General features: G+C 62.5%; 11 protein-coding genes. 5 read left to right on the top strand and 6 right to left on the bottom strand.

The window, feature by feature from the left end; translation table 11 throughout:
• The first annotated feature begins 175 nt into the window (after positions 1-175).
• The gene (locus M727_RS0134570) at positions 176-2026 is read left to right on the top strand and encodes an AsmA family protein (protein ID WP_027156318.1); all 1851 of its coding nucleotides are present in this window, start codon (positions 176-178) and stop codon (positions 2024-2026) included.
• A 67-nt stretch (positions 2027-2093) separates the two neighbouring features.
• On the opposite strand, the gene M727_RS0134565 is transcribed toward M727_RS0134570, so the two are convergent.
• The 6 genes from M727_RS0134565 to M727_RS0134540 form a co-directional block, all read right to left on the bottom strand.
• A complete protein-coding gene (locus M727_RS0134565; protein ID WP_027156317.1) occupies positions 2094-2912 on the bottom strand; it encodes an ABC transporter permease subunit in 819 nt (272 codons plus the stop codon).
• A 4-nt stretch (positions 2913-2916) separates the two neighbouring features.
• Positions 2917-3891, bottom strand: coding sequence for an ABC transporter permease subunit (locus tag M727_RS0134560; protein WP_027156316.1), 975 nt, complete (start codon positions 3889-3891; stop codon positions 2917-2919).
• 9 nt (positions 3892-3900) lie between these two features.
• A complete protein-coding gene (locus tag M727_RS0134555; protein WP_027156315.1) occupies positions 3901-5040 on the bottom strand; it encodes an ABC transporter ATP-binding protein in 1140 nt (379 codons plus the stop codon).
• Between the two features lie 75 nt (positions 5041-5115).
• A complete protein-coding gene (locus tag M727_RS0134550; RefSeq protein WP_027156314.1) occupies positions 5116-6213 on the bottom strand; it encodes a polyamine ABC transporter substrate-binding protein in 1098 nt (365 codons plus the stop codon).
• A gap of 357 nt (positions 6214-6570) precedes the next feature.
• Complete coding sequence (locus tag M727_RS0134545) at positions 6571-7521, bottom strand: DMT family transporter (protein WP_027156313.1); 951 nt, start codon at positions 7519-7521, stop codon at positions 6571-6573.
• 148 nt (positions 7522-7669) lie between these two features.
• Positions 7670-9124, bottom strand: a complete 1455-nt coding sequence (locus M727_RS0134540) for a helix-turn-helix domain-containing protein (protein ID WP_027156312.1) — start codon at positions 9122-9124, stop codon at positions 7670-7672.
• A gap of 245 nt (positions 9125-9369) precedes the next feature.
• Here M727_RS0134540 and aceA point away from each other — a divergent pair, with 245 nt between their 5' ends.
• The 4 genes from aceA (at position 9370) to M727_RS0134520 (ending at position 12323) form a co-directional block, all read left to right on the top strand.
• Complete coding sequence (aceA, locus tag M727_RS0134535; RefSeq protein WP_027156311.1) at positions 9370-10659, top strand: isocitrate lyase; 1290 nt, start codon at positions 9370-9372, stop codon at positions 10657-10659.
• A 63-nt stretch (positions 10660-10722) separates the two neighbouring features.
• Positions 10723-10965 carry a hypothetical protein gene (locus M727_RS0134530; protein ID WP_027156310.1) on the top strand — a complete coding sequence of 81 codons (243 nt, stop codon included), beginning with the start codon at positions 10723-10725 and terminating at the stop codon, positions 10963-10965.
• A 278-nt stretch (positions 10966-11243) separates the two neighbouring features.
• Entirely contained in the window at positions 11244-11657 is a 414-nt protein-coding gene (locus tag M727_RS0134525; RefSeq protein WP_084647036.1) for a response regulator, read from the top strand.
• A 210-nt stretch (positions 11658-11867) separates the two neighbouring features.
• Positions 11868-12323 carry a Fur family transcriptional regulator gene (locus tag M727_RS0134520; protein ID WP_027156308.1) on the top strand — a complete coding sequence of 152 codons (456 nt, stop codon included), beginning with the start codon at positions 11868-11870 and terminating at the stop codon, positions 12321-12323.
• The last annotated feature ends 65 nt before the right edge of the window (positions 12324-12388 follow it).

Genomic DNA, 12388 nt, shown 5'->3' with positions numbered 1-12388 from the left:
ACATGCATTGGCATCGCTTATGCATATCGCAGCGCAGCAGAGCAAGATTTTGTTCGGCCGAGCGACGCGGATGTGCGCAAATGCCATCGCTGGGCCATAAAGACTTGAAATGCGTCAGCCGTGGGTTACACCCGTCGGGCGATTTTTTTGTCGGAACGGAAGCATACGGGGCGACATGCCATCACCTTTGATCCGGCGCGGAATATGGGCGATCGGCGTTGCCGTGCTCGTCATCGCGCTGGCCGTTGCCGCCCTGCCGCTCGTCGCCTCGACCCGTATCGTGCGCGACCGCATCGCCTGGGAAATGAGTGCGTGGAGCGGTTTCAGGGTCACCATCGACGGCGCGCCACGGATCGAGGTCTGGCCGAATTTCCGTGCCATCCTGGCCGACGTGACGCTTTCGCAATGGACAGAGACCGACGCGCCGCCGGTGATCGAGGCTGAACGGGTCGAGGTCAATCTCTCCGCCATGGCGGCGTTGCGTGGCAATGTGGTGTTCTCGACGGCGCGGCTGATCCGGCCGACGATCAGGGTTCAACGCGCAGCACATGGATTTTTCCTGCCCGCCCTGCCTTCAGGCGGGCGCATCACCCGGTCCATCGACGTCGCTCGCGCCGTTGTCAGCGCCAATCCAGCCAAGCCGGACCTCAGCAAGCTGCCGGCTGATCCGTTCGGCACCGTGGAGTTCAGGAACGGCCGCGTGGTGACCTCCGTCGATGGCAAGGACGCTGAGATACTGAGCAGCCTGAGCGGCCAGGCGAACTGGGCCGCAATGAACAGCAATGCGACGCTGTCGGCGACCGGGATCTGGCGCGGCGAAAGCGTCGCCGTGGATGCCGCGTCGTCAAACCCGCTGGTGCTGTTTGGCGGAGGTGCGGCGCCGATGACGCTTTCCTTCAAGGCGGCCCCTGCCAGTTTTTCGTTCGATGGCGTGGCCAGCATGTCCGAGAATGCCTATTTCGACGGCCAGGCAAAATTTGCTGCACCCTCGCTCAGGCGAGCGCTCGAATGGTCGCGGGCCGGCATCGCGCCGGGCGCAGCAATTGGCTCGGTTTCCGTTTCCAGCAAGCTCACGGCGACCTCCGGCCGCATTAAATTCGAAAACACCGAGATCGCCCTGGACGACAATCCGGGAATGGGTGCGCTGGATTTCTCCTTTGGCGAGGCGCGCCCGGTGGTCTCCGGTACGCTCGCCTTCGAGACGCTCGACCTGCGGTCGTTTCTCTCCGCCTTCACGCCCTTGGCGCCCGCGAACGGCGCTGGCCCCGGCGAAATCGACATAAGCGTCGCCGACCGCATCGATCTCGATCTCAGAGTGTCGGCAGCGCAGGCCACCGCAGGCGCCATCCAGCTTGCCGACGTCGCCGCCGCTGCCCAGGTCAAGAACGGTCTTGCCGTCTTCGATATTTCCGATGCATCGGCCTTTGGCGGCAACATCCAGAGCAGCCTTCGTTTTGACCGCAAGCCGGAAGGCACGCAGGTCGAAATCAGGCTGCTCGCCTCCGACATCGACGGCGGCGCTTTTGGCACGGCAGCCGGAATGACGCGACTGGTGCCGATTGGCACGGGAACCGTTTCGGTCATCCTCAAAGGGCCGGGCAGAACCTGGGATTCCATTTTCGAAAATGCCGACGGCTCGGTTTCGGCGAAATTCGGCCAAGGCGCGTTGAGCCGGTTCAATTTGCCGGCGTTTCTCAAACACAACGAACAGGGCGGGTTCTTCGCGCTCGACGATGTCTCCGACGGAACACTGCCGATCGACGGGGCCGAACTCAAGGCGAGCATTTCGAACGGTGTGGCGAAGATCGACAAGGCCGAAGCGAATTCGGCGAAGTACAAGATCTGGCTTTCCGGTATCGCCTCCTATGCCGGGCGCGGACTGGCGCTGTCCGGCGGCATCATTCAGGCGGACCAGCCAGCCACGCAGACAAATAGCCAAGGTCCCAACCAGTCTTCGTTCTTCATAGGCGGAACGTGGAGCACGCCGTTCATTTCGCCGATAAGCCGCGGGGTATCCGGCGAGTAGGCAACGAAGCTGCTGCGGTCGTCGTCAGAAGTGCTTCCTGCCGGCTTTGCTGGCGCCGCCCCTTTCGTCACCCCCGCTGAGCGGCCTGCTCATCGCGCTGGCGCTGGACCTCGCGCCGCTTGTTGGCGAGCGAAGCGATGATGACGCCAACCGCCACAACCGCGATCAGGATGGTGCAGGCGGCGTTGATCTCCGGCGTCACACCGAGACGAACCTGGCTGTAGATCTTCATCGGCAGCGTGGTGGCGCCAGGCCCTGAGGTGAAGCTGGCAATGACCAGATCGTCGAGCGACAGTGTGAACGCCAGCATCCAGCCGGATACGATCGCCGGCATGATGACCGGCAGCGTGATCTGGAAGAAGGTCTTTACCGGCGGCGCGCCAAGATCCATCGCGGCTTCTTCGAGCGAGCGGTCGAACGTGATCAGGCGCGACTGCACGACGACGGCGACGAAGCACATGGTCAGGGTGATGTGGGCAAGCGTGACGGTGAGAAAGCCGCGGTCGAGACCGACGGCGACGAAGAGCAGCAGCAGCGACAGGCCGGTAATGACTTCCGGCATGACCAGCGGCGCAAAGACCATGCCGGAAAACAGCGTCCGGCCCTTGAAGCGCGTGTAGCGCGTCAAGGTGAGAGCCGCCAGCGTGCCGAGCACGGTCGCCACGGTGGCCGAGATGACGGCGACGCGGGCCGTTACCCAGGTGGCGTCCATGAGGCCCTGGTTGTGGAACAGCGAGACGTACCATCTGGTCGAGAAGCCGCCCCAGACGGTGACCAGTTTCGATTCGTTGAATGAGAAGACGACGAGCAGGACGATCGGCAGGTAAAGAAAGGCAAAGCCGAGCACGATCGAAGTGATGTTGAAGCGGCTCCAGGTCGGGTTCATGGGTCTACCGATCCTGTTCCTGGGCGCGGGCCTGGGCCCGCTGGAACAGCATGATCGGCACGATCAGCAGCAACAGCAGGATGACGGCGACGGCCGAAGACACCGGCCAGTCGCGATTGGCGAAGAACTCGTTCCACAAAGTCTTGCCGATCATCAGCGTCTGTGAGCCGCCGAGCAGGTCGGGAATGACGAACTCGCCGACCGCGGGGATGAACACCAGCAGGCAGCCGGCGATGACGCCGGGCAGCGACAATGGAAAGGTGATCTTCCAGAAGGCGCTGGTCGGTGGGCAGCCGAGATCCTTGGCCGCCTCGATCAGCGAATAGTCCATCTTTTCCAGCGACGAATAGAGCGGCAGCACCATGAACGGCAGGTAGGAATAGACGATGCCGATGAAGATCGCCGTATAGGTGTTGAGGATGATCAGCGGCTGGCTGATTACGCCGGTGGCGAGCAGCAGCTGGTTGAGCAGCCCCTCAGGCTTGAGGATGCCGATCCAGGCGTAGACCCGGATCAGGAACGAGGTCCAGAACGGCAGGATCACCAGCATCAGCAAAGTCGGGCGCAGCATCGCCGGGGCGCGGGCCATGCCGTAGGCGATCGGGTAGCCGACAAGCAATGTCAGCACCGTCGAGATGGCGGCGACGATGACGCTGGTCACATAGGCGTTGACGTAGAGCGCGTCCTGCGTCAGCCACGTGTAGTTGTCGACGCTGAGCTCATTCAGCTGGGCGAAGAAACCGGCAAGCCCATCCCCGAAGCCGAGCACCGGTGTGTAGGGCGGTATTGCGATCGCCGTCTGCGACAGCGAGATCTTGAAGACGATGACGAACGGAATGAGGAAGAAGAAGACCAGCCAGAGATACGGGATGAGGATGACAAGACGGCCAACGAAGGCCTCTCCCAGTCTGGCCAGGGCGGATTTGCCGGCTGCGGTGGCTCGGGAGCTTGTTGCAGCGGTGACAGCGGCATTCGACATGGCCGCCCCCTATCGCGTCAGCACGACGCCGGCATCCGGCCGGAACGACACCCAGGCACGGTCGTTCCAACTCAGCGGATCCTCGGTGATGCGGGCCGCGTTCATCGTGCTCGCTCGCACCACCTGGCCGTCGTCCAGCCTGACGTGATAGACGGTCATATCGCCGAGATAGGCGATATCGTAGACCTCGCCCTCGATGGCGTTGACGGCGCCGGCCGGTCTCGTCGACGATATCCTGATCTTCTCCGGCCTGATGGCGAAGGCGACGGCCGCGCCAGTTGCGGCATCGCCGGCATTCTCGGTCCGGATGGTGATGCCATTGCCGGCATCTATGCTTGCAGCACCCGCCCCGCCATGCGCAACCTTGCCTTCGAACATGTTGACGTTGCCGACAAAGCCGGCGACGAAACGGGAACCCGGCGCCTCGTAGACTTCGGCCGGCGTTGCCACCTGCATCACCTCGCCCTTGTCGATGATGGCGATGCGGTCGGCCATGGTCATCGCCTCTTCCTGGTCGTGGGTGACGACAACGAAGGTGAGGCCGAGTGACTGCTGCAGATCCATCAGCTCGAACTGCGTTTCCTCGCGCAGCTTCTTGTCCAGCGCGCCCAGCGGCTCGTCGAGCAGCAGCACTTTCGGCCGCTTGGCGACCGAACGGGCAAGCGCGACGCGCTGGCGTTGGCCGCCGGACAATTGGTGCGGCTTGCGCTTGGCGAACTGCTCGAGCTTGACCAGCTTCAGCATCTCTCCAACGCGCGCCGCGATCTCGGGCTTCGGCATGCCGTCCTGCTTGAGGCCGAAGGCGATGTTATTTTCGACCGTCATATGCGGGAACAGCGCATAGGACTGGAACATCATGTTGACCGGCCGCCGGTACGGCGGGATGCCGCGCAGATCCTGGCCATCAAGCAGGATGCGGCCGGCGGTCGGCTCCTCGAAGCCGGCGAGCATCCGCAGTAGCGTCGATTTTCCACAGCCCGACGCTCCGAGCAGGGCAAAGAACTCGCGTTCGAATATGGTCAGCGACAAATTGTTGACGGCAGTGAAGTCACCGAACTTCTTGGTCACTTTGTCGAACTGGATATATGGCTTGGCGTTCGGATCGTTCCACGGCGCGAAATCCCTGCGGATGCTGCCAAGCGATTTCATGTCCCACTCCGTCCTGCGTTCTATCCCCAAAAGGACTTGACCCCGGCAGCACCTGCCGGGGTCGCTGATTGTCGCTTACTGCCCGGTGACGATCCTGGTCCAGGTGCGGGTGACGACGCGCTGGGACTTGGAATCGTAGGGGGCGATGGTGAACAGTTTCGCCAGCGTCGCCTCGTCCGGGTAGATCGCCGGATCCTCGAGTATCTCCTTGTCGATGAACTGCTGCGACGCCCTGTTGCCATTGGCGTAGAAGACGAAATTGCTCGCCTTGGCGATGACTTCCGGCTTCATCATGTAGTTCAGGAATTCATGCGCCTCGGCGACATGCGGCGCGTCGGCCGGGATCGCCATCTGGTCGAACCACATTTCGGCGCCTTCCTTCGGCACGGAATAGCCGATCTCAACGCCCTGGTTTGCCTCCGTCGCACGGTCGCGGGCCTGGAACACGTCTCCCGACCAGCCGACAGCCAGGCAGATGTCGCCGTTGGCCAGCGCGTTGATATATTCCGACGAGTGGAACTTGCGGATGTAAGGCCTGACCTTCAGCATCACTTCTTCGGCCCTGGCGAAATCGTCCGGCGACGTGGTCTCGGGATCGATGCCCAGATATTTGAAGGCGTTCGGCAGGATGTCGCTCGGAGAATCGAGGACATAGACGCCGCAATCCTTCAGCTTGGCCAGCTTTTCCGGGTTGAAGAACACGTCCCAGCTGTCGATCTTGTCGGTGCCGAGCGCTTCCTGCACTTTCTTGACGTTATAGCCGAGGCCGACCGTGCCCCACATGTAGTTGATCGAATATTCGTTGCCGGGATCGTACTTGGTCGTGCGCTCCGAAACGACGTCCCACATGTTGGAAATGTTGGGCAGCTTCGACTTGTCGAGCTTCTGGAACACCCCTGCCTGGATCTGGCGTGCGAGGAAATTGGCGGTCGGTACGACAACGTCGTAGCCGCTGCCGCCGGCAAGCAGTTTCGTCTCAAGCAGCTCGTTGGAATCGAAGGTGTCGTAGGTGACCTTGATGCCCGTTTCCTTGGTGAAGTCGTCGATGATCGAGCTGTCGATGTAATCCGACCAGTTATAGACGTTGACGACGCGCTCCTGGGCATGAGCGCCGAGGGTGAAAAGCGCCAGAAATGCCGAGGTCGCCGAAAGCCAGAATGCTTTGCGGATCATGCGTCTCTCCTTTGATGAGTGTTCCATCGCCAGCTCGTCGCGGGGCTGCGCGGCTGGGCGTTTGCTTCAGATTATTGGGCTTTCCGACAAGCGACAAGCGCGAACCGCCAACACGACAGCGGTTCGATGCGCAACGGCCGAGCCCCCGGTTTCCATGTCGTGATCCAGGTGGCATTCCGGCGCCGTCAAAGGCTCTCGCCACGGCGCGGGCAGGGATACGACGATGTTGTCCGGTCTCGGTCGGGCCGGAGGGGAGACTTGGCAAGATGAGCCTGTCTTGTTGTTGCCGTATTGACAGCCTGCCCGCGCGGCTGCGCCATTGTCAATGGCTCATCTCGCTTTGGCGCGTGCGCTGCATCAATTAGGCGACGGCATGCCGGTGACACCCGGCCGCACCGGCCGCGTCTGACGCTTGAATTCGAGCCCGATATGGACGAGCAGCGCGGTGACCACGACCGTTCCGCCAAGGATGGTGCGTCCCGACGGCACCTCGGAATGGATGAGCCAGACCCAGATCGGGCCGAGGATCGGCTCGAAAGTGCCGAGCAGTGCTGCGACAGCAGCCGGAACGAGCCGGGCGCCGGTGGCGAAAAAGGCAAGACCGAGACCGAGATTGACCACGCCGAATGCAAACAGGAAGCCCATGTCGCTGCTGGAAACGCCGAATTGCGATGCCTGGGACGCCGCGAATGCGGCGGCAATCATCGTGCCGAGGCAGGTCGCCGGCGTCATGCGCACATGGGCAAAGCGTCGCGTGATGACGGTGGCGATCGAAAACATCACGGCGATGAGCAGCGCCAGGCCGTCGCCGACGGGTGAGACGGCGCCATCGAGCGATTCCGATACCATGATGGCAACGCCGGCAATGACGGCGGCAATCGCCACCCAGGTCGCCAACGCCACCCGTTCGCGAAACAGCACCCAGGCAAACAGCGCTGCCAGGAGCGGCACGCCGGCCTGCATCAAAAGGATGTTGGCGACGGTGGTGTAGGCAAGCGCCACGACGAATGAGGTCGATGCGGTGGCGAAGCAGAACGCCACGGCAAGGCCGGGCAGGCCCATGCCGCGGAACAACCTTACCGTGCCGTGCCAGCCGTCGCGCCAGACCATGAAGCAGATCAGGAAGGCGGCGGCCCAGACCGAGCGCCAGAACACCACCGTCCAGCTGTCGCCGGCGTCGATGAAACGGGCGATGGCGCCGCCGAAACTCCACATCAGCGCCGACAGGAATATCAACAGGAAGCCGACACGCTCGTCACGCGGCGAGACGAAAGGCGAAACGGCTAACGGTGATGATGTATCGGTCATGATGGCGACTGTCGGCGGTTTCGAGGCAACACGATGCATAGCGGACGACAGAAACGTGCCACATTCGCGTAGCGCAAAGGCAGCGGCGGAGCGTGGTCCACCGGGCAGCGACGGTTGTGGCAAAGACGGCAGTTCGCCTGCCGGGACCTCACTGGAAATCGAAGGCGCTTAATCCGGTCACCATCTCGTCGAGGCCGAGCGGGCGCGTCACCGGCGGCTCGGCGCGGGCGAGGCAGCCGATGCGTTCGCACAGCCGGCAGGCCGGGCCAACCGGCGTGGCCGGATTTGTGCCCTGTCCGGCTTTTCCGCTCGCAGCGGCAGCCGGCCCCGGCAGTGCCGCGCCATAGACGATCTCGTCACGAAAGCCGATGTCGCAGCCGAGCAGAAGTGCGGTACGGCGTGGGCGCTCCGCAAACGAGCCTTGCGGCCCCTCGAGCGTGCGGGCGACGCAGAGGAATTCGGCGCCGTCGGGCATTTCCACCGCCTCGACGAAGATCTGGCCGGGCTGGGTAAAGGCGGCATGCACGGGAAGTTTTGGACAGCCGCCGCCGAAGCGGCTCTGCGGAAAACCCTGGCTGCCAGCCTTGCGGAAGCGGTTGCCGGCATTGTCGACCTCGAGCATGAAGAACGGCACGCCCGGCGTGCCCGGCCGCTGCAGCGTGGTCAACCGGTTCGCCGCCTGCTCGAAGGAGACGCCGAAGCGCGAGCGCAGCACGTCGATGTCGTAGCGCGCGCGTGTGGCGGCTGCGTGAAAGGATTGATAGGGCATCATCAGCCCGTGGGCAGCGTAGCGGCCAAGCTCGAAGCGGGCGAGCCGGCGGGCCTCATCCGTGGTCAGCTTCAGCGCCTGGATCTCGCTTGCCACGGCGACCGTCATGCGGATCAGGCAGGCCTCCATCGCCACCTCGCGCAACTGGTCGAACGGCGACAGGCGCTCGGACAGGAACAGACGCTGCGAGTGGCGGTCGTAGCGGCGGCGCCAGTTCGGCATGGTGGCGACCGGCAGCACCTTGACGACGATGCCGTATTCGCGCTTCAGCCAAGCCTTCAGCACACCGAGCAGATCGTCGCCGGGATCGAGCACCGAAATGAATGCCTCGGCCTCCTCTTCGAGCGCGGCAAAATGGTTCGGACGGCGCTCGAAAATCTCCTGCACCTCGTCGATCGGCAAGCGGGCGCCGGACAGCGCCGTCGCTTTGCCCTCACGCGCCAGGAGTTCGTTGAGGTCGGAAAGGCGCTCGGCCTGCTCGCGATAAGCGCGAAACAGTTTTATCACCGCGGCGGAAGCGTTGGGCGCCGCCTCGGCAAGCTCGATCAGTTCCTGGTCGCCAGGCAATTCGCCGACCAGCAGCGGATCGGAAAACACTTCCTTCAAGGCGGTGACCGACCCCCTCGCCTCGCCCTGCAATTCATGCGGGTCGACCTTGTAGACAGATGCCAGCTTGAGGATCAGCTGAACCGTCAGCGGCCGCTGGTTGCGCTCGATGAGATTGAGGTAGGACGGCGAGATGCCGAGCCCTTCGGCCATCGCCGTCTGGGTCAGGCCCTTGGCGCTGCGGATGCGGCGGATGCGCGGCCCGGCGAAGATCTTTTGATCGGCCATTCGGCTGTCCTTGACAGAATTTACATGACTTCCGCGCGGCGCTGCCATGCCGGCCTTTTACAGTCATGACAAATTTACAGCGCCTGACTGTCAAACGCAACACAGATTTTCCCTTATTTTCCAGCCAATCCTCTGGTTTTCCTCGCCTGGCCCGCGCCAAAATGTAAATGCTGTCATACCAAAACGGCGCAGAAATTTTCATGAAGCGGCGTTCCTATCCCAACAACGATCTGTCGGAGCGACCAATGACTGATTTTTACAACCTCGTCCCCTCGGCGCCGGAAGGCCGCTTCGACGGCATCGAGCGGCCCTACTCGCCGGACGATGTGAAGCGGCTGCGCGGTTCGGTCCAGATCCGGCAGAGCCTCGCCGAAATGGGCGCCAACCGGCTCTGGAAGCTCATCCACGAAGAGGACTTCGTCAACGCGCTCGGCGCCATGTCGGGCAACCAGGCGATGCAGCAGGTCCGGGCCGGGCTGAAGGCGATCTACCTGTCCGGATGGCAGGTCGCGGCCGATGCCAACACCGCATCCGCCATGTATCCGGACCAGTCGCTTTATCCCGCCAATGCGGCGCCCGAACTGGTCAAGCGCATCAACCGCACCCTGCAGCGCGCCGACCAGATCGAGACCTCCGAAGGCAAGGGGCTTTCGGTCGACACGTGGTTCGCCCCTGTTGTCGCCGATGCGGAAGCCGGCTTCGGCGGACCGCTCAACGCCTTCGAGATCATGAAGGCCTTCATCGAGGCGGGTGCCGCCGGCGTCCACTACGAGGACCAGCTGGCGTCGGAGAAGAAGTGCGGCCATCTCGGCGGCAAGGTGCTGATCCCGACCGCCGCACACATCCGCAACCTCAACGCCGCGCGGCTTGCCGCCGACGTCATGGGCACGCCGACGCTGGTCGTCGCGCGCACCGACGCGGAAGCGGCAAAGCTGCTCACCTCCGACATCGACGAGCGCGACCAGCCCTTCGTCGACTATGGCGCCGGCCGTACGGTGGAGGGCTTCTATCAAGTCAGGAACGGCATCGAGCCCTGCATCGCACGGGCCGTTGCCTATGCGCCCCACGCCGACCTGATCTGGTGCGAAACCTCCAAGCCCGATCTGGCGCAGGCCAAGAAGTTCGCCGAGGGCGTGCACAGGCAGCATCCAGGCAAGCTTCTCGCCTATAATTGCTCGCCGTCGTTCAACTGGAAGAAGAACCTCGACGATGCCACCATCGCCAGGTTCCAGAAGGAACTCGGCGCCATGGGCTACAAGTTCCAGTTCATCACGCTGGCCGGTTTTCACCAGCTCAATTTCGGCATGTTCGAACTCGCCCGCGGCTACAAGGCGCGTCAGATGGCGGCTTATTCCGAACTGCAGGAGGCTGAATTCGCGGCGGAAGCCCACGGCTACACCGCGACCAAGCACCAGCGCGAAGTCGGCACCGGCTATTTCGACGCCGTGTCGATGGCGATCACCGGTGGCCGGTCTTCGACCACGGCGATGCATGAATCGACCGAGCACGCCCAGTTTAAACCGGCGGCGGAATAGCACGAACGCAACAAAATAGAGGCAACGCCCCAAAAGGGGTAAAAATACGCAAGGAGAAGACCAATGGCATCGATAAGCCGCGTCAAGGAACGGGCCGAAGAACAGGCCACCACCATGACCGTCGACCAGCAGGCGACCATCCGCATGCTGGCCAACGACCTGCACAGGCTCAACCAGTCGGTGATGAAGGCGGTCGAGGCCGGTGTGTCGGTAGAACTCGTGCGCTCGGCACGACACCATGGCGGCGACGGCAACTGGGGCGACCTGCTGATCCCGGTCATCGTCACGCAGCGGAGCGTCGGCTGATCGAATCCGACGAAATCCTGCTGGCGGATCCGGCATCACCTGCGCAGTTCTCTGCGCAGGTGATTTGCACTTGCACAACCAGTTTGCATGCACGGCCAGAAAAGAACTTGCTTTAAATTTTAACCTTTCTTGCGATGTTCTCGGCGCCGGCCATTTCAGCTTGACATAGGCAGCGATCTCACGGCAGTTGTTCCCAAAGTACAACCCTGCATTGAAACCAACGAGTGCCCGCCCTGCTCATGCGCCCCTTGAATCGCACTGTGAACCAGTTGAGTTTGATGAGCCGGAATGTGGACCCCGAAATGCTCACCGACTTCACCCGCGTGCTCGTCGTCGGAAAATCGCCGGTCAACCGGGTGGTGGTGTCGAAAATCGTCGAACGGTCCGGGCTCAAACCAATCTCGGAATCGCCCGAAACGGCAGCAACGACGCTGCGGTCGCTGATTCCCGGAGCTGTCGTTCTCGATGGCGGAGCCGACAACAAGGACTGCGACGCGCTGATGTCTGACATCGATGCGCTGCGGCGCACCTCGGGCAGGTCGCGTCCCTCGGTGATCCTGCTCTCGACCAAAAGCGGCACACCGGAGAGCCTCGGCCTGTCGAGCGTCGTCGATGCGGTGGTCGTCAAGCCGATCACGACCGAACGGCTGCAGCCGGTGATCGACCATTTGATCGGGCTCGGACGCAGCTAGCCGGCATCCGATCCGGCGCATACGCCTTTCCTCGCTCTTGCGATCGAATCTGGACATTTATGTCAGTACGGGACCGATCGGTGCCGCCTGACAGCGAACCCAGTCCGATGTCCTTTTGCAATTGCGACGCATCTGGGATAGCACCTTCGAACAAATCCGCAGGCATGTTCCGACTTCGCGACATGGCTGTCGATATTGGCGGATCATGACATGTCCTCAGAACAGACCATCGCCGCGCTTTGCAGGGAACTCGGACTGCGCATCACCGGTCCGCGCCGCGTCATCATGCGCGTTCTATCCGAATCCAGCGACCATCCGGATGTGGTGGAACTCCATCGCCGTGTTGTCGCCATCGAGCCGACGATCGCGCTCGCCACTGTCTATCGCACCGTCAGCCTTCTGCGCGAAAAGGGCATTCTGGAGCGGCACACCTTTGGCGATCGGCGCGCCAGATACGAAACCGCCCCCCGCGAGCATCACGATCATCTCATCAACATCGAGACCGGAGACGTCATCGAGTTCCAGTCGGCGGAGATCGAGCGGCTCCAGGAGGAAATCGCTCGACAGCACGGATTCACGATCATCAGCCACAGACTGGAGATCTACGTGAAGCCGATCCAGAAAGCGCGACGCTCTCGTCAACCAGAGAATGACCGCCAGTTCTAAAGCGCGTCGCGTCTGAAGGGATTCATGCGACGCGCTTAAGTTCTTGTTTTATGCATGTCGTTATC

Origin of the sequence: Mesorhizobium sp. WSM2561 (assembly GCF_000513915.1) — a bacterium.
Lineage (GTDB): Bacteria > Pseudomonadota > Alphaproteobacteria > Rhizobiales > Rhizobiaceae > Mesorhizobium > Mesorhizobium muleiense.
Note: the sequence above shows the minus strand (reverse complement) of the source record. Positions and strands in the feature narration are given on the sequence as shown.